This window comes from Marinobacter qingdaonensis (assembly GCF_034555935.1).
GTDB classification, from domain to species: domain Bacteria; phylum Pseudomonadota; class Gammaproteobacteria; order Pseudomonadales; family Oleiphilaceae; genus Marinobacter; species Marinobacter qingdaonensis.
In genome coordinates, this window is record NZ_JAYDCJ010000003.1 from 341,191 (window position 1) to 358,715 (window position 17,525).

At 62.4% G+C, this 17,525-nt stretch carries 13 protein-coding genes; 6 read left to right on the plus strand and 7 right to left on the minus strand.

The window, feature by feature from the left end; translation table 11 throughout:
• Positions 1 to 6: 6 nt before the first annotated feature.
• On the minus strand, positions 7 to 1,353 hold the full coding sequence (locus U5822_RS04820; protein ID WP_322854492.1) for a hypothetical protein: 1,347 nt from the start codon (positions 1,351 to 1,353) through the stop codon (positions 7 to 9).
• A gap of 198 nt (positions 1,354 to 1,551) precedes the next feature.
• On the opposite strand from U5822_RS04820, the gene U5822_RS04825 reads away from it, so the two are divergent.
• Together U5822_RS04825 and U5822_RS04830 are read left to right on the plus strand one after the other, a co-directional pair.
• Positions 1,552 to 2,757, plus strand: coding sequence for a 3-oxoadipyl-CoA thiolase (locus U5822_RS04825; RefSeq protein WP_322854493.1), 1,206 nt, complete (start codon positions 1,552 to 1,554; stop codon positions 2,755 to 2,757).
• Positions 2,758 to 2,778: 21 nt separating this feature from the next.
• Entirely contained in the window at positions 2,779 to 3,954 is a 1,176-nt protein-coding gene (locus U5822_RS04830) for an acyl-CoA dehydrogenase (RefSeq protein WP_322854494.1), read from the plus strand.
• Here U5822_RS04830 and U5822_RS04835 read toward each other — a convergent pair.
• From U5822_RS04835 to U5822_RS04850, 4 genes are all read right to left on the minus strand, one after another.
• Positions 3,939 to 4,247 carry a hypothetical protein gene (locus U5822_RS04835; RefSeq protein ID WP_322854495.1) on the minus strand — a complete coding sequence of 103 codons (309 nt, stop codon included), beginning with the start codon at positions 4,245 to 4,247 and terminating at the stop codon, positions 3,939 to 3,941. The two genes, U5822_RS04830 and U5822_RS04835, sit on opposite strands and share 16 nt — an antisense overlap.
• A gap of 76 nt (positions 4,248 to 4,323) precedes the next feature.
• Positions 4,324 to 5,679, minus strand: a complete 1,356-nt coding sequence (locus U5822_RS04840) for a DUF1329 domain-containing protein (protein WP_425259387.1) — start codon at positions 5,677 to 5,679, stop codon at positions 4,324 to 4,326.
• A gap of 35 nt (positions 5,680 to 5,714) precedes the next feature.
• A complete protein-coding gene (locus tag U5822_RS04845; protein WP_322854497.1) occupies positions 5,715 to 7,616 on the minus strand; it encodes a DUF1302 domain-containing protein in 1,902 nt (633 codons plus the stop codon).
• Positions 7,617 to 7,737: 121 nt separating this feature from the next.
• Entirely contained in the window at positions 7,738 to 10,716 is a 2,979-nt protein-coding gene (locus U5822_RS04850) for a hypothetical protein (RefSeq protein WP_322854498.1), read from the minus strand.
• A gap of 284 nt (positions 10,717 to 11,000) precedes the next feature.
• Here U5822_RS04850 and U5822_RS04855 point away from each other — a divergent pair, with 284 nt between their 5' ends.
• From U5822_RS04855 to U5822_RS04870, 4 genes are all read left to right on the plus strand, one after another.
• Positions 11,001 to 11,588, plus strand: coding sequence for an RNA polymerase sigma factor (locus U5822_RS04855; protein ID WP_322854499.1), 588 nt, complete (start codon positions 11,001 to 11,003; stop codon positions 11,586 to 11,588).
• A 10-nt stretch (positions 11,589 to 11,598) separates the two neighbouring features.
• Positions 11,599 to 12,249, plus strand: coding sequence for an anti-sigma factor family protein (locus U5822_RS04860; protein WP_322854500.1), 651 nt, complete (start codon positions 11,599 to 11,601; stop codon positions 12,247 to 12,249).
• Positions 12,246 to 12,719, plus strand: a complete 474-nt coding sequence (locus U5822_RS04865; protein ID WP_322854501.1) for a hypothetical protein — start codon at positions 12,246 to 12,248, stop codon at positions 12,717 to 12,719. The genes U5822_RS04860 and U5822_RS04865 overlap by 4 nt, the downstream gene beginning before the upstream one ends.
• A 160-nt stretch (positions 12,720 to 12,879) precedes the next feature.
• On the plus strand, positions 12,880 to 14,199 hold the full coding sequence (locus tag U5822_RS04870; RefSeq protein ID WP_322854502.1) for a hypothetical protein: 1,320 nt from the start codon (positions 12,880 to 12,882) through the stop codon (positions 14,197 to 14,199).
• A gap of 20 nt (positions 14,200 to 14,219) precedes the next feature.
• Here U5822_RS04870 and oadA read toward each other — a convergent pair whose 3' ends face one another.
• Positions 14,220 to 16,016 carry a sodium-extruding oxaloacetate decarboxylase subunit alpha gene (oadA, locus tag U5822_RS04875; RefSeq protein ID WP_322854503.1) on the minus strand — a complete coding sequence of 599 codons (1,797 nt, stop codon included), beginning with the start codon at positions 16,014 to 16,016 and terminating at the stop codon, positions 14,220 to 14,222.
• Between the two features lie 23 nt (positions 16,017 to 16,039).
• The gene (locus U5822_RS04880) at positions 16,040 to 17,461 is read right to left on the minus strand and encodes an acetyl-CoA carboxylase biotin carboxylase subunit (protein WP_322854504.1); all 1,422 of its coding nucleotides are present in this window, start codon (positions 17,459 to 17,461) and stop codon (positions 16,040 to 16,042) included.
• Between the last annotated feature and the right edge of the window lie 64 nt (positions 17,462 to 17,525).

The following is a 17,525-nucleotide window of genomic DNA, read 5'->3' on the forward strand; positions in this document are numbered from 1 at the left end:
CGGTTATCAGGACCGGGTAATCACTGCCAGAAACGCCAGCAACAGGGGGATGGCAAGCAGCACAAAGGTGCCGTTCCACCGGAATGCCACCTTCCAGCGGGACACCTGGCCAAAGCGCGACAGCAGCATGACCGCGGGGCCGAACGGCGACAGCATCATGGCCAGGGAAAACCCGGTGACCAGCGCCAGGGAAATGGGCAGCGGGTCCATGCCCTGGGCCACCAGGGGCGGCAACAACCCGGCCTGAATGCTGAGCACGGTAATCGGAATGATGCCGATGGCCGACAACAACGGCATCATCAGCAGTCCACCCGCGGCCAGCAGGAACACCCCCGCCCCCGACGTCGCCAGTCCCGCCAGCGCGTCCCTGGGAATCACCCCGGACAGGGCGACACCCAGAATCGCCGACGCGGCAAAAATCGCCATTTCGTTCACCATCGACGCCACCTGGGTCGCCCCCTCCTGGGCCGCCGCGGCCGGCGCCCGGTCCCGCCAGAGCATGTAGCCCAGGGTGATGCCGGGCACCACCAGCATGGCGGCGGCGGAGACTTTCAGGTCGGTCAGGGCCACCAGCAGGCCCATGCCGGCAAACACCGCCAGCATCAACTGCATCAGCTTCCCGGTGCCCTCGGGCCAGCCGTCCAGGGCCACCCGTTCGGCGCTGACCTGACGGAACCGGCGCTGCTCCAGGAGCCAGCCCAGCAGTACCAGACCCGCGGCCACCAGGATCCCGAACGGCACCAGCATGGACCAGCTTAGGTCGGTAAGCTCGCGGGTCAGAATCGCCACCGCGACACTGGTGGGCGCCACCAGGGGCACCAGGGAAAAACCGCGCAGGGCGCTGATCAACACGCTGCGGAGCCAGCGCAACCGGGACGGTCCGGTGATGCCCCGCTCCCGCAGGGTTTCGGATAAGGTGCCGCACAGCAGATTCATCATGCCGAAGTTCAGCACCGACGCCACCCCGCAACTGACCAGGGCGTATTTGGGGTAGAGCCAGACCGGCCGGCCACCGAGCAGGACATCGTGAATCCGGCGCAACACCTCGAAACGGCGCACCAGGCACTGCATCAGCCCCAGGCTGCCGAGAAAGGCGGCGTAGAACGCGGCATCGGCGGCGGCCTTGACCAGCTGCCCGGCCGTCAGCTGGTCGTGATACACCAGCCCGGCGGTCACCGCCAGCGCCACCAACAACAGGCCCCGGGCGTAGCTCTGAAGGCGCCGGCCCGCCAGCAGGAAGCCCAGCAGAAACATCACCCCGGCCACCGCGCTCACCGGCTGGCTGCCCAGGCACATGGCCACCAGCTCCAACAGCACGGCGGCCGCCAGCAACCAGGCCTGGACACCGGTCATGACCGCACCGTTTTCAGGGGAGTGGACTCTGCTTGCATTTCAAACATACCCGGATTAGTCTCTCAGTATTCAATTACAAAACTGTGTTTCGCTAAATGAAATTAGTCTAGCACATTGTACAGGGCGGGGCCGGTAATGATCCATCCGGAGCCGCCAGCACTTTCGGACCCAGCGTCCGGCCCAACAGAGGAAGCCGCCATGAGCGCCTATATCTATGACGGACTGAGAACCCCCTTCGGCCGCCACGCCGGCGGCCTGGCCAAGGTTCGTCCCGATGACCTGCTCGCCAGCGTGATCAAGGCCCTGGTGGAACGCAACGCGTTTGCCCCGGACGCCTACGAAGACGTGATCGCCGGCTGCACCAACCAGGCCGGTGAAGACGCCCGCAATCTGGCCCGCCACGCCGGCCTGCTCGCGGGACTGCCGGTGCAGACCGGGGGCCTGACCGTGAACCGGCTGTGTGGCTCCGGCCTGGCGGCGGTGATCGATGCCGCCCGCGCGATTCGCTGCGGCGAAGGCGATCTGTTCGTCGCCGGTGGCGCCGAGAGCATGAGCCGGGCTCCGTTTGTAATGGCCAAGAGCGAGTCGCCTTACAGCCGTGACTTCCGGGCCTTCGACAGCACCATCGGCGCACGCTTCCCGAACCCGCGCATTGAGCAGGCCTTTGGCGCCGACTCCATGCCGGAGACCGCCGACAACATCGCCCGGGAGCTGGACCTGGACCGGGGCCTGGTCGACCAGTTTGCCGCCCAGAGTCAGGCCCGATACGAGGCCGCCCGTCAGGACGGCTTCTACAATGACGAAATTCTGCCCATCGAGGTGCCCCAGGGCCGGAAGAAACCGGCGCTGATCGTGGCCGAGGACGAGCATCCGCGCCCCCAGTCCACCGTCGAGGCCCTGTCCGGCCTGCGCCCGCTGTTCGAAGGCGGCGTGGTGACCGCCGGTAACGCCTCCGGCATCAACGACGGCGCCGCGGCCCTGATCATCGGCTCGCGCGAGGCCGGCGAACGGGCCGGTATCCAGCCGCGGGCGCGCATCGTGGCGTCCGCCATTGCCGGCGTACCGCCGGAGGTCATGGGCTATGGCCCGGTGCCCGCCAGCGAGAAAGCCTTGGCCCGGGCCGGCCTGAGCCTCAAGGATATGGACGTGATCGAGATCAACGAGGCGTTCGCCGCCCAGGTGCTCGGCTGCACCACCCGACTGGGCATCGACCCAACCGATTCCCGGCTGAACCCGAATGGCGGCGCCATCGCGGTTGGCCATCCGCTCGGGGCGTCCGGCGCCCGCATTGCCCTTACCGCCACCCGCCAGCTGGAACGCAGCGGTGGCCGTTATGCCCTGATCAGCATGTGCATTGGCGTTGGCCAGGGCATTGCTGCTGTGATCGAACGGGTTAACCACTGATTTTTACTGAGGAGAGACACCATGCCTTTGGCTTCCGCACCCTGGGATGACCTGCTGCAATTCGACAAGCAACTGGACGAAACCGAACGCCAGGTTCGGGACAGCATCCGCAGCTTCTGTGACCAACGCCTGATGCCCGGCATCATTGAGGCCAACCGTCACGAGAAATTCGACCGGTCCATTTTTAACGAGATGGGCGAACTGGGTATGCTCGGCGCCACCCTGCCCGAGGAATACGGTGGCCCCGGCCTGAACCACGTGTGCTATGGCCTGATTGCCCGGGAAGTGGAGCGGGTGGATTCCGCCTACCGCTCCGCCCTGAGCGTGCAGTCGTCGCTGGTGATGCACCCGATCCACGCCTTCGGCCAGGAAGAACTGAAGAAGCGCCTGCTGCCGAAGCTGGCTTCGGGCGAACTGGTGGGCTGTTTCGGCCTGACTGAGCCGAACCACGGTTCCGACCCGGCGGGCATGGAAACCCGGGCCAAGAAAGTGGATGGCGGTTACCTGGTGAGCGGCTCCAAGACCTGGATCACCAACTCGCCGATTGCTGACGTGTGCGTGGTCTGGGCCAAGCTCGACGGCAAAGTGACCGGATTCGTGATCGAGCGGGAGGGCGCGAAAGGCCTGGAAACCCCGAAGATCCCCGGCAAGTTCTCCCTGCGGGCGTCCGACACCGGCTCCATCTTCATGGACGAGGTGTTCGTACCCGAGGCCAACAAGCTGGATGTGGAAGGTCTGAAGGGACCGTTCAGCTGCCTGAACAAGGCCCGCTTCGGCATCAGCTGGGGCTCCCTGGGCGCTGCCGAATTCTGCTGGCACGCCGCGCGCAACTACACCCTGGAGCGTCAGCAGTTCGGTAAGCCCCTGGCCGCCAACCAGCTGGTCCAGAAGAAGCTGGTCGACATGCAGACCGAAATCACCCTCGGCCTGCAAGCCGCCCTTCAACTGGGCCGGATGATGGACGACGGCACCGCAACGCCGGATGCCATCTCATTGCTGAAGCGCAACAACTGTGGCAAGTCCCTGGACATCGCCCGGGTCGCCCGCGACATGCACGGCGGTAACGGCATTGCCGACGAATACCACGTCATCCGTCACGTCATGAACCTGGAAGCGGTCAACACCTATGAGGGCACTCACGATGTCCACGCGCTGATCCTGGGCCGTGGCCAGACCGGTATTCAGGCCTTCAGCTGAACCACCCTGGAATCCGGGGCAAGGGCCAGGAGGTCGGAGCAAAGCTGACAGCCTGGCTCCTTGCACTCGGCGATTGAATGCTCGACGAATTTCCGTGCCTGCTCAGGCTCTTGCTTGCGCAGGCTACCGGTGCAGATCACCACGTGGCGGTAAAGTCCTTCAACCGCCTCCAGCCGTGACCGATACGGCCCCAGCTCCGGGATCTCCCGGGTGCGGACCAGCCACTGGCCCTCACGGGAAAGCAGTCGTTTCTCAATTTCAAACAGCGGTCGGGTTGGAATTGCTCCGAACATCGTTAGTTCCCTCCGTTACACCAACAAACCCCGGGAGCGCCAGGCGCTGCCGGGGTTCATCGTTTCTATCACGCCATTAGCGGACGCCGGCCCGACGCAGAGCGGCCGGAGTGTACTCCCGCGAGCTGCGCTCGGTGCCGTATTCATACGGCGTGTCTTCTTCGTTGGTCATGCCCATGACCAGGTAGCGACCGGACAGCAGGTCGTACAGGGTTTCGAAGGCATAGGCCGGGATGTTGGCATCGTAGATCTGCATGGCGTGGGCCTCGGCTACGCGCCACAGGTTGCCACGGCCGTCGTAGTGGTCGACCAGGGCGATCTGCCAGGTGTCCTCGTCCAGGTAGAAGTCACGGACTTCGTACACGTGACGCTCCTCGTCCTTCAGGGTCGCCTTCACGTGCCAGACGCGGTGCAGCTCGTAACGGGCCAGGCTCTGGTCGATGTGACCCGGCTTGATGATGTCCTCGTAATCCAGCTCACCACTGGCCAGACGGTAGGAGTTGTACGGGATGTACATCTCTTTCTTACCGATCAGCTCCCAGTTGTATTTATCCGGGGCGCCGTTGTAGAGGTCGAGGTTATCCGAAGTACGCTGACCGTCGGCCGCGGTACCCGGACCGTCGTAGGCGACGTTCGGTGCCCGACGGACCCGACGCTGACCGGAGTTGTACAGCCAGGCGCGACGCGGCTCCTTGACCTGGTTGATGGTCTCGTGCACCAGCAGTACGTTACCGGCCAAACGGGACGGCGCGGTGATGGCCTGCTTGAAGTAGAACATCACGTTCGGATCTTCGGACGGCTCATAGTCTTCCAGCGCGACCCGCTCGGTGAACGACTCGGTGAATTTCACCGGGCTGAAGTCACCGTTTGGCTGCGGCGTGACCTGGGCCACGTTCCGGGTGAAGGAACCGCCGCGGTAACGGGTGATGTGGTTGAAGATGGCTTCCAGGCCATTCTGGGGAATCGGGAACGGCGTGGCGGTCTGGTAATTCTTCAGGCCGTTGCCGCTTTCCACCAGCTCCACCTGGGTCGCGTTCTCGATGGTCTGCTCCATCACCTCGGCCGGGTAGGTACCGGTGCGGCGGGTCTGATAGACCGGGATGAAGTAGTCATCGTAGTTCTTGATCATGGCGATCTGACCCGGGGTCAGATTCTCGGCGTACTGATCCACGTTGCTCTGGTCAATGCGGAACAGCTCCTTGTCTTCCGGGAACGGATCGACGTAACGGCCATCACCCTTGAAGCCGGCCGGCGCGGTGGTCAGGCCGCCGTCCCAGGCCGGGATTTCGTCACCGTTGCCGGCTTTGATCGCACCCATCGGCGTCAGGGTATCGCCGAGCTTGGCCGCTTCTTCGGCACTGACGGCGGCGAGCGCTGAGCCCGAGGCGAACAGGGCGCTGGCGACAGCGCCGTACATCAGGGATCTCATCATTTTCATGGAACTAACTCCTGTTAGTCGTTGGTTGCTTAGAACGAGTAGGAAACCGAGGCAGCAATGAAGTCACGGTCATTGGTCTCGTTGTACTTGCCGCCAAAATAATTGGTGTAGCTGATGTTGGCCTTGTAGGCGTTCTGGTAGGTGGCCTCGAGCCCCAGACCAACGGACTTGTTGCCTTCCTTGAAGTTACCGCCTGGATCCGGCGCGTAGCCTTTCACGTCGTGGCTCCAGAACAGCCGCGGACGCAGGTTCACACCGGCCACGGCGTCCGGGTAATCCCAGACGAACAGGGTGCGGTAGCCCCAGGAGAAGGAGGTGGTGAAGCCGTCACCGCCACAGTTGGTCGGATTGATGTTCAGACGCTTGGTCTCATCGTCCGGGTCGGGGCTCTGGCTACAGAAATCACCAGTGAAGCTGTCGCCTTGCAGCGGTACCGGGCCAACGCCGTAGATACCGGAACGGCCGTAACGGGCCTCGGACTTGCCAGGCAGGTCGTGCACGTAAGTCGCACCGACTTCACCCACGATGATGAAACGGGCCGCGCCCATCACCCGGTCGATGAAGTGGATGGCGGTGGCCTGGGCCTGGGACACGCCGTAGCGGTCGTAACCCTCAACCGCGGTACCGGCATAGGTTCCACCCTTCTCGGCCCGACGCTGCTCCAGCTTACTGACGATCTGACCATCCGGACCACGCTGCTGCAGACCACCGTAGATCAGCTCGAAGGTGTTCCACTGGATCGGCATGTTCGGACGGTAGCTGTACTCGGCGCCCAGGGAGGTGCCGGTCGGCAGGGTGGTGTTGATGCTGATGCCGTACAGGTCGATGCCCTTCGGGTACTCGATGAAGTAGCTGGGGAACCGCGAGGCCGGCTTGGACGGATCGTACTGTTGGGTCTCGTCGGCATCGGACGGGTTGTTCACCACGCCACTGATGTACGGCAGGCGGCTGTGGTAGCGCTGGTAGTAAACACCAAACTCGGCGTTCAGGTCGGTGGCAAAGTAGCGTGCCGCAACACCGAACTGGTCCTTGTCGCCCGGCTCTTTATCGCCAATACGTGGCGCGATGAAGCCTTCCTCGAACGCCTGGGAATCCGGCACCTGGCCGGCCAGCAGGACCGGGCCACAGCCATCGGCGGCGACGTCGGCGGACGAGAAGAAGGTGCCGCAATCGTCGATCCGGAACGGTTCCCAGTCGGTCTGGACGTAGGCTTCAACCGTGATCTCTTCGGTCACGCCGGCCGAGGTATAAAGCATCTCCACCGGCAGCAGCACGTCTTTCAGTTCGGCGCCCGGGGCCCGGAAGGCCGGCACGTCGATCGGGTTGGTGGCGTTGATGCCACCCAGGATGAAGGTGCTCTCACCCCAGTTCACCACCTGGCGGCCGTAACGGATGGACACCGGGGTATCACCGAAGTACCAGTCGGTGAACACGTAGGCGTCGAGCAGGTCCACGCCGGAGGCGTTGTCCTTGGCCTCGGGGTTGAGTTCGCGCTGCTGGCCCACGGGGTCGGTGGCGCGCTCGTTGTCCTTGAGCTCGTAGTCGTAGTAGTAGCTGGCACGGGCCAGCGCACCGACCCGGGTCAGGGTGTCGCTGTCCGGTGCGTAGTCCAGGAACAGCTCACTGCGGCCACGGGCAATGGTGGAATAGGGCTCGTTCTTCTCGAAGTTCAGGTTGCCGTCGTCGAAGTTGTTGGACGAGGCGCCGGTGTTGCTGTAGGCGAACTCCGGGCCCAGGTTACCTTGGGTGATCAGGCTCTTGTCCTGGTCTTCCAGCCGGTACGCGGTACCGACGGTCAGCGTGGTGCTGAAGGAGGCGTCTATCTCATAGATACTGAAATCGAAGGCTGCCGCCGTAGTCGACAGGCAGGCCAGTTGCACGGCCGCCGCCAGGCGCAGGGTCTTCGGCAGCTTGGACTTTGTTGTTGTCATTGCGCTTGCTCCGCAAGTTTTGGGCAAAGCCTCCCCGTTTGGCGAGGCTACCGCCTTGATTTACTTGGATTCGAAAGAGTGTCTGGATTGGGTGGCCCGACCTCGCGGGCCACCTCGGTCATCAAGCTCCGAAAATGTCGCCGATGATGCCGCCATCGCCGCCACCGGTGTCGCCACCGCCGTCACCGCCACCGGAGCCGCCGTCGCTGCCGTCGCCGGCGTCGCTGTTGCCCTCGGCCGAGCAGTCGGTGCCTGAAGTGTCGGCATTTTTGACTACGCATGGGTTGCTCACAGACACGGATCCCAGGGTAAACAGTTCGAGCATTTGTGCGGTCATCTCGGTGAACACGGCGCTGGAGGAGAACGCATCGGCACCTTTCTGACCGGCTGAGATCGGGTTACCGTGAGAACCTTCGAGATACCGCGTGATATAGGGGAGGTCAGCACCCAGCGGTGTGGACTCCGCGTCCATGGCCGCGGCCATAGGATCGGTACCCGCCAGCGGCATGTTCTCACCCTCGATCACGAAACCGGTTTCCGGAATGGTGGTCGACAGGGGGCCGAGCAGATAGTCAACAGCATCAGCCGCGTTCGGGACGGTGTTGTCCGTCGGACGATCAGCGTCATTGGGCACACCGACGATTTCGGTCAGCAAGAGCGGTTCACCCTCATACAGCGGCGCAAACGCCGCGGGGTCGGCAGAATCCAGCAGACCCTGGAACACGTTAAAGTAGATGTTCAACTCGGTCCGGCCCTGGGTCAGGATGCCGTCAGAGGCGTCATCCAAGCCTGGCAGCACACGAGGCGCTACGGACTGGGAGTTCTCTACCAGGCGGGTGAAGCCGCCACCGGTGTTGAAGAAGTTGGACGCCGAGATCGGGTTCAGGTTGGCGTTATCGGCTGCGGCTACGTTGGTCACGTAAGGCACAGCTGCGCCGCCCATGCCACTCAAGGAATGGGTCAGGAAATAGACACGACTGGAGTCGATGTCTAGGTCATTGGTGCAGCTGGAACACGCGTCGATTGCTGCATCAATGGCCTCGAGGGAGGCATTTACGTTGAGCAAATCCAATGCTCCCTGGCGCATGTTGTCCCGAGTGTTTGCGTAATTGGCAAAGTTCAGGAACAAGGTACCGGATTCCGGCTCTTCCAGCTCGGCTGCGGCAACAGCGTTGAGGTTGGCGTCGGCGGCATAGCCGAAGTGACGCTCGGTAGCCTCGGCCGATGCACCAGACTGGGAACTGATTGGGGTTAAACCCACGATGCCGGTGTCGAAAATGCCATGCAGCGGCTGGTCGATACCAATCGTGACAAAGCAGTCATCGGCGTTGTCCGCAATACAAGTCAACCCTGCGGCCGTGGCCATTGGCAGGATCGCTGAGCGATCCGTGGTCGCGGCGTGCTGGTAGATGATGACTGGGTACCCATTAGCCGGCTCGACGGAGTTTGTTGACGGTGCGGCGACAACAATGGGCACAGTAGTATCAGCCTGCTTCTCAGCAAACGGGAACCGATAGCTGACGCGATCCGACGGGGCCGCATTCAGAGTGTCGTCACCCGAGAAGTCTGCAGGCTGCCAGCTGGATGTCTTCAGGATGTCGCCGCTGCCTTCTTCTGGAAGGGACTGGAAGTAAGGCAGGGTAATCTCGCCTTCGTAGACACGAATGTCGATGTCCACGGCCAGGCCGCCCAGACCAGCACTCTGGCGCAGGGCCGGATTTACATCGCCACCTTCCTTCTCACTGAAGATACTCACGGTCCGCGGTTTGGGCGAATCCAGCAGCGGGTCCGCTGCAGTCGCCATGGCCTGAGCCTGGGTTTCTATGTCGATGTTTTCATCGCTGGCTTCGGCGGTGGCCACCTGGATTGCATGCGCAATGCGACGATCGGCATCCTTATCAGCAACCACGTCGTCGTAGGTCACCACCGTGCCGCTGCCGTTGGCGTCGGTGAGGATGGTGGCCAGGGATTCGTCGTACAGGCGGAACGCCGGATCGGTCAGCTTGGTGTAGATGGCGGAGTTAACGGCAGACTCTTCGCCACTGGCGCCTTCACCCAGGGGCTGATCGCTCAGGTTATAGAAGCCGTCGACCAGTTTGCCCAACTCTTCCTGGCGCTGGGCCACCTGCAGGGAGGAACGGAAGTAGGTGATCGGTGCAGCGTTGGCCAGCAGCACGTCTTCCACTGCAGTGGTGGTGATGGCGGTGGCGTAGGGCACGTCGGCAAAAGTCGCACTGAAGCCAGCCGAGGCGTCGTAGTCACGCTTGAAGTCGAAGTAATCGGCAGCCAGTTTCCGGGCCGGCAGCATTGCCTTGCGGAACGGCTGGAAAGCGGCGTTCGACAACACGCGCTCCGGATCGGCAACGGACTGGTAGGTCGGGGATCCAACCAGCGGCTCGCCGTTGGCATCCACAATGTCGTTGGTCAGGGCCAGCACGTACTGGGTCTTGGATTCCAGCGGTGTCAGCGGCAGGACGCGGATCAGGTTGTTCTGGCCACCGTCGATGTCCAGCAGTTCGACCCGGACCTTCTCGGTCAGCAGGTCGCTGAAAATGGCGTCAGCGGCCGCGTCGTTGCCCTGCTCGCGCAGCTTCAAAGCTTCACGGTATTTGGCAGCCGGGGTCAGGCCTGCTGCTTCCGCATCCGTCGGATAGACGGCATCGCCACCGGCGTACTCAACCGGAATCAGGAATACGTTCTGGTCGGGGTTCGGCACCACTTCGCCGTCGACCTCAACAAAGCCGCGAGCATCCAGAATCTGCTGGCTATCAAGGCTGGCGCTGATCTTGACGTCGATGGGCGCCAGCACAGAGGCGCCGTCCAGGAAGCCAATACCCTGGGTGACCGGGTTGGCCGGATCGGTGCCATTCAGCATGGTCCCGTCTTTCACGTCGCTCAGCCCAAACAGTGCATCACTGGGAATGACGAACTCAGTGGCAAGCGGGTCGAATAGGGGGTGCGTACCTTTGACAGTCAGACTGCCGTTGATCTGATACTGCGGATTGGCGTTTTTGTTGGTCTGACCGCCGCTGTCGAGACAGCCGGTAAGCCCCAGGGTTGCTGCCGACACGGCAGTGAACAAAACGTTGCGGATAAACATACTCGTTTCACCTACAGTGGGTTTTTGTAATTCAGCGGATCCTTCGCCTTTAGTCGCACACCACGTAGGTCTAATTGCTAAGGTTCCCGCAAGGTCAAAATTTTTTAAGTGAAAACCCGTACAATTTTTTCAGTCGATTGTTTTTACTAACTTTTCGTGCGTTAAATTTTTTACAAACTCGCCATACCCCTTAACTGTCCGCACTGGTACACTGCGTCTCTATACCAATAACGACCGATTTTTCAGCATGATCCCGGTTTTTGGTGATCATCAGGGGTATCCATTTGGCCTTGCTTCCATTCCGCCAGAGCAAATCCAAGCGCTTCGAGCGACTGGTCCAGCCGCACCTTCGAGCACTGCACTCGTTTGCCTATCGGCTGACCGGAAATCAGCACGACGCCGAAGATCTGGTTCAGGACGTGGTAACCAAACTGTTCCCCAAGGTGGACGAACTCGAACAGGTCGAGGAACTTCGCCCCTGGCTGCACCGGGTGCTGTACCGGCAGTTCGTCGATGGCCTGCGCAAGCGCCCGGCGGGCCGGGAGACCAACACCAGCGCGCTGGATCGGCCGGACCTACAGACTTCCTACCTGGACTCCCTCCCCAGCACCGAGCTGGATCCCATGGGCCACACCGACAATGACCGGCGCAGCACCCTGCTGCAGCGCCTGATCGGCGAGCTGCAACCGGACCAGCGCACCCTGCTGCTGCTCCACGATTCCGAGGGCTGGCGCCAGGAAGACATTGCCGACATCCTCGACGTGCCTCTGGGCACCATCAAATCCAGGCTGCATCGGGTGCGTGCCCAGCTTCGAGAAAAATTGCAATCGGAATTGGAACCTTTTGAGACCCGGCAACGTGGATGCCAGTGAGGTGAATGCAATGAACTGCAGCGAATTCAAAAATGACGTGGATGCCTTCGCCGCGGGCGAACTGGCAGAAACAACCGAACGTACGATGCGCCAGCACGCCGCGACATGTAATGACTGCGCAGTGGCGCTGGCCACCGCCCAGCACATTGCCCGTCACCTGGCGGACGACCGTGTGCCCGAACCCGATCCGGACTTTGAGGCACGGATCCTGAGTCGAGCCACCGGGCAGAAGCGCGGCCCAGGCCACACCCCCATCTGGGGTGGCGCCATTGCGGCGGCCCTGGCCGTCGGGGTGTTCATCGGCAGTCAGTTCACGTCGGCACCGTCGACCAGCACTGAGGTCGTGGACGCGATCCAGCCGGAAGCGTCGGAGTTCGCCGAACCGCAACAGCGCCTGGTGCGTGTTGCCTTCACCTCGGCGCAGGCGGTCGACAACGTCAAACTGACGCTGGAATTGCCGCCTAACATGGAACTGGCCCCCTTCCCCGGGCGCCACAAAGTCAGCTGGAAAGTTAACCTCAAGCCTGGGGATAACCTGCTGGCGCTGCCAATGAATGTGCTCTTCCCTGGCGAGGGAACCCTGGTCGCCCATCTGGGCGAGGGCGAGACGCGCAAGACCTTTAAAACTGACATTGGCAAACACACGGAGCCATCGTCATGACATTAAGGAAGAAACTGAGTTGCTCGCTGCCGCACCTGCTGGTGCTGGGTGTGCTGATGGCACCGGCCTGGGCGGCGGCACAGTCGGACCTCGACATCACCATGCGCATGGTGGCCGACGAAGAGGCACTGGACTCCTCGTTCGTTCAGGAAATGGAACTTCCGGAGTCGGTCACCGAGCTTGAATACGACGAGCCGCTTGAGGCCCTGGATGCCAACGAGCTGTCCTCGGAAGCCCAGGCGCTGACCGAAGACCTGTCCCTGCAGGCGCGGGAAACCCGGGATGCCCTGGAGAACGAACTGCCGGGTGAAACCGGATTCGAACCGCCAGCTGCAGAGCTGCCCCTCCCGGACCTGGGCAACCCCGAGTTGCCCGGTGGCGGGGAGCTTCCCGGTGTGGACCTGCCGGGTGGCGACGTGGATCTGCTGGAACAAGGCAGCTCAACCCTCGACAGCGTCACTGGTCAGTAACCAGTCGGCTCACCCCTCCTTTTTCTGTGCGCCAGCACAGCACCTGCTGGCGCGCGTCTGCTAGGTGAATCCGTCCCGAGTGTGCTAGGTTTAAGCGGTCGTACTGGAGACCCTGTCTTCCAGATGAGTTGTCCCGCTACCTGGTCCGAGGGAAAGGCGTTTGCTGTATCGCTTTCATTTGCCGCTGCTCTTCCTGGCGTGCCTGTTGGCCACGACGCCGGCGCTTGCTGCCACCGACACCACCAGCGCTCGGGAGCAGATGCGTGCGGGCATTGCCGCCTTCCAGAACAACGACCTCGAACGGGCCCGGCAGCTGCTCGAAGCCGCCGCGACCCAACTGGATTCCCGTGCCCTGACCTACAACCTCGGCGTTCTCTATTACCAGTTGGGCGAATACCCGCTGGCCGAGCGCATGTTCCGTCAGCTGCTTGACACCAAGCAGCGGGGTCTTGCCTTCTATAACATCGGGCTGGTTGCCTTGGCCCAGGACAACCCCCGCAAGGCCCGTATCGCCTTCCGCAATGCCGCCGCCATTGCCAGTGCCGAGGACAACCTGGGCAAACTGGCCCGAGCCCAGCTGGACAAGCTCGGCGAACTGCCACCGCCCAGCCAATGGCTGGCGCTGCTGTCGGTCGCCGGCGGCTACGAGGAAAACATCGGGCTATTCCCGGACACCGCGCCCAGCAGCCTGGACGACAGCTTCATCGAGTCGGTGAACGTGGTGTCTGGCTATCCCTGGCGCTCGGGCCGGGACGCCCTGAAAACCCAGCTGCAACTCTATGGCCGGCACTACACCGACGAGCAGGATTTCAATACCCACCTGGCCCGGCTGGACACCGCCTGGGAACGTACATTGGCCGGCTACCGGTTCAGTCTCGGGGTGGGCGGCGATCAACTCTGGCGCGGCGGCAGCACTCAGGAACGACGCGCGCGACTGTCCGGCGAGCTGACCACCCGCGCCTGCCAGCTCGGGTCCGAGTCTGCCCGCTGCACCGTCAAGATCGATGCCGAACAGGTCTACGCCGACACCCGCCTGGATGCCTACGACGGCCAGCACTACCGCCTGGACCTGCGCTATCGGGCAAAACTGGCGGACTGGCGTGGCGACGTCAGGTATCGGCTGGACTACGACGATCGCGACAACTTCGACACCGGCCGGGAGTATTTCAGCGTGTCGCCCCTGGGCCAGACCCTGAAGCTGGGCCTGGGCTATGCCCTGACCGAGGCCCTGGAGCTGGGCACGTCCGTAGGCTATCGGCTGAATTACTATCGGGACAAGAACCGGCTGCAAGTGCCGGAAGGCCTGCTTGTGATCAATCGGCGCGATCACCGACTGACCCTGGGCGTGGATGGGGAGTACCGGTTCAATGACACCCTGTCGATGGCCCTGAATCTGCAATGGGTCGACAACGACAGCAACATCGCCCGGTACGATTACGACAAGCGAACGGCCACCCTGGGTGTGGCCGTTCGACTCTAGGTCCGGTTGTTACTCAACCGTTACTCGATATCGACCAGCACTTCACCGGGCACCACGCGGTCGCCCTTGGCGATGGCCACGGCCTTTACCGTGCCGGCAATCGTCGCTTTGACCTCGGTTTCCATTTTCATGGCCTCGATGATCAGAACCGGGTCACCGGCCGACACCTGATCCCCTTCCTTTACCAAAACATCGACAATATTGCCGGGCATGCTCGTGGTCACATGGCCTTCCTTGGTGGCCTCTGAGCGACCACCGCTCTTGCGCTCGCCGCCATTGCCCGCATCAAGGGACTCCAAATGAATTTCCTCTGGCACCCCGTCAACGGTCATGTAGAAGCGACGCTCATTTTCCCCACTCGGGTTAGCCCCGGTCACATCGATGTCGTAGCTTTCACCGTGGACGGTGATCTTGAACTTGGATGAGACCGGCCCGCCACGTCCGGAGGGCACCGGCTCCAGCGGCTCGGGCTGGAGCGTGCCGTCGCGCCGCTGCTCCAGGAAGGCCTTGGCCTGATCCGGGAACATCGCGTATGTCAGCACGTCTTCGTCGCTCTGCGCCAGCGCCCCCACCTGCTTGCGCAACTCTTCAAGCTCGCGGGGAATGAGGTTGGCCGGACGCTCTTCAACCAGCTCCTCCCTACCCACCGCGCGGCGCTGCAGCTCGGCGTTGACTTCGGCCGGCGCCTGGCCATACCAGCCTTGAAGGTACTTTTTCACCTCGTTGGTAATGGTGTCGTAGCGTTTGCCGCCCAGCACGTTGATCACCGCCTGGGTGCCGACAATCTGCGAGGTCGGCGTCACCAGGGGCGGAAAGCCCAGGTCCTGGCGCACCCGGGGAATCTCCTCAAACACCTCCTGGATCCGGTCCAGCGCGCCCTGCTCTTTGAGCTGGTTGGCCAGATTGGACATCATGCCGCCCGGCACCTGGGACAGCAGCACCGAGGTATCCACGCCGTTGTAGGCGCTTTCAAACTGGTGGTATTTCTTGCGAACCTCGCGGAAATGCCGGGTGGCCTTGTCCAGCAACTCGAGATTCAGGCCGGTGTCGTGGCCGGCATCGTGCAAGGCCGCCACCAGAGATTCGGTGGGAGGGTGGCTGGTGCCCCCGGCAAAGGCGGACAGCGCGGTGTCGATGTGATCGACCCCGGCCTCCATGGCCGCCCACTGGCACATGGGTGCCATGCCCGAGGTGGCGTGAGAGTGCAGGAACACCGGCAGATCCAACGACCGTTTCAGCTTGCCGACCAGCTCCGCGGTCACCGCCGGGGTCAGCAACCCCGCCATGTCCTTGATCGCAATACTGTCGGCCCCCATGTCGGCCATGGCCTGGGCCTGAGCCAGGTAGGCGTCGGTGTCGTGTACCGGACTCACGGTGTAACACAGGGTACCCTGGGCGTGCTTGCCGGCTTTCTTGACCGCCTTGATACTGGTTTCCAGGTTGCGGACATCGTTCAGAGCATCGAATACCCGGAACACGTCGATGCCGTTTTCTGCGGCCTTGGCCACGAAGGCCTCCACCACATCGTCACCGTAATGCCGGTAACCCAGCAGGTTCTGGCCCCGCAGCAGCATCTGCAACCGGGTGTTGGGCAGGGCGGCACGCAGGGTGCGCAGGCGCTCCCAGGGGTCTTCTTTCAGGAACCGGACGCAGGCGTCGAAGGTGGCGCCACCCCAGCATTCCAGGGACCAGTAACCGGCCTGATCGAGCCACTCACAGGCAGGTAACATGTCTTCGGTGCGCATGCGGGTCGCAATCAGGGATTGGTGGGCATCGCGCAGGATTACGTCGGTAATATGAACCTTGTGCTTGGTCATTCTGGATCTCTCCGATATTCGTCTTACAGCCCCGTCTGGGCCGCAATGGCCGCAGCGATGGCAGTAGCAATGGCTTCAGGACGGGTCTTGGTGCTGTACTCCAGCAGCTGGGGGTTCCGCTCGACAAAACCGGTGTTGAAGTGGCCGGCCTGGAACTCGTCGTGGTTCAGAATCTGCTGGTAGTAGGGGATGGTGGTCTTGACCCCATAAATGCCCATGTCGTTCAGTGCGCGGCGGGAGCGCGCAATCAGCTCGGGCCAACCCATGGCCCAGACAATCAGTTTGGCGCACATGGAATCGTAATACGGCGGTATCTCATAGCCGGTGTACATGTTGGCGTCGGTACGCACTCCGGGGCCGCCCGCCGAGTAGTAGCGACTGATCCGGCCAAAGCTGGGCAGAAAGCCGTTCTTGGGATCTTCGGCGTTGATCCGGAACTGGGCCGCGAAGCCGCGATAGCGGATGTCGTCCTGACGAAGCCACAAGCGCTCGCCGGCGGCAATGCGGATCTGCGCCTTGATGATGTCCACACCGGTGATTTCCTCGGTGATGGTATGCTCCACCTGGACCCGGGTGTTCATTTCCATGAAGTAGAAGCTGCCATCGTGATCGAGCAGGAATTCCACGGTCCCGGCGTTTTCATAACCGCACTGGCGCGCGACTCGGCGGGCCAGATCACCGATGTAGTCGCGCTGACGGTCGTCCAGTTGCGGCGACGGCGCCAGTTCAATCAACTTCTGGTTGCGACGCTGGATGGAACAGTCCCGCTCGTACAGGTGCACCACGTTACCGTGGCTGTCCGCCAGGATCTGGACCTCGATGTGCCGGGGCTCGATGATGCATTTCTCCAGAAAGACCTCGGCACTGCCGAACGCTTTTGTGGCCTCGGAAATCACCCGCTCATAGTTCTGGCGCAGTTCTTTCTCATTGTCGCACCGACGGATACCCCGTCCGCCGCCGCCTGAGGTGGCCTTGAGCATGACCGGATAACCGATATCGGCGGCCTGGGCGACAGCGTCCTTGACGTCGGCGAGATTGCCCTTGGAACCGGGTGTCACCGGCACACCGGCGGCTTCCGCCGTTTGCCGTGCCCGGGTCTTATCGCCCATGGCGGCAATCGCCTCCGACGACGGACCGACGAAGGTGATGCCCCGCTGCTTGCAGATCGCCGGTAGCTCGGCATTCTCGGACAGAAACCCGTAACCGGGATGCAGGGCATCACAGCCAGTTTCCACGGCCAGATTCACAATGTGATGGGGGTTCAAATAACCGGACAGCGGGTCCTGACTGATCTGGTAGGACTCGTCGGCTTTTTTAACATGCAGGGAATATTCGTCGGCCTTGGAGTAGATGGCGACCGAACGTATCCCCAGCTCATGACAGGCCCGGGCAATTCTGACCGCAATCTCTCCGCGATTGGCGATCAGCAGCTTCCTGATGGCCATGGATGTTACCTCCAGTTGTGGTTTGGGTTGGCGCTAGCCAACCGAATACGCGCAGGACCGACGT

Coding starts and splice junctions, on each gene's coding strand:
- U5822_RS04830 (WP_322854494.1), top strand. CDS start 2,779: ATGCCTTTGGCTTCCGCACCCTGGGATGACCTGCTGCAATTCGACAAG.
- U5822_RS04840 (WP_425259387.1), bottom strand. CDS start 5,679: ATGATGAGATCCCTGATGTACGGCGCTGTCGCCAGCGCCCTGTTCGCC.
- U5822_RS04865 (WP_322854501.1), top strand. CDS start 12,246: ATGACATTAAGGAAGAAACTGAGTTGCTCGCTGCCGCACCTGCTGGTG.
- oadA (WP_322854503.1), bottom strand. CDS start 16,016: ATGACCAAGCACAAGGTTCATATTACCGACGTAATCCTGCGCGATGCC.
- U5822_RS04850 (WP_322854498.1), bottom strand. CDS start 10,716: ATGTTTATCCGCAACGTTTTGTTCACTGCCGTGTCGGCAGCAACCCTG.
- U5822_RS04820 (WP_322854492.1), bottom strand. CDS start 1,353: ATGACCGGTGTCCAGGCCTGGTTGCTGGCGGCCGCCGTGCTGTTGGAG.
- U5822_RS04845 (WP_322854497.1), bottom strand. CDS start 7,616: ATGACAACAACAAAGTCCAAGCTGCCGAAGACCCTGCGCCTGGCGGCG.
- U5822_RS04860 (WP_322854500.1), top strand. CDS start 11,599: ATGAACTGCAGCGAATTCAAAAATGACGTGGATGCCTTCGCCGCGGGC.
- U5822_RS04880 (WP_322854504.1), bottom strand. CDS start 17,461: ATGGCCATCAGGAAGCTGCTGATCGCCAATCGCGGAGAGATTGCGGTC.
- U5822_RS04825 (WP_322854493.1), top strand. CDS start 1,552: ATGAGCGCCTATATCTATGACGGACTGAGAACCCCCTTCGGCCGCCAC.
- U5822_RS04835 (WP_322854495.1), bottom strand. CDS start 4,247: ATGTTCGGAGCAATTCCAACCCGACCGCTGTTTGAAATTGAGAAACGA.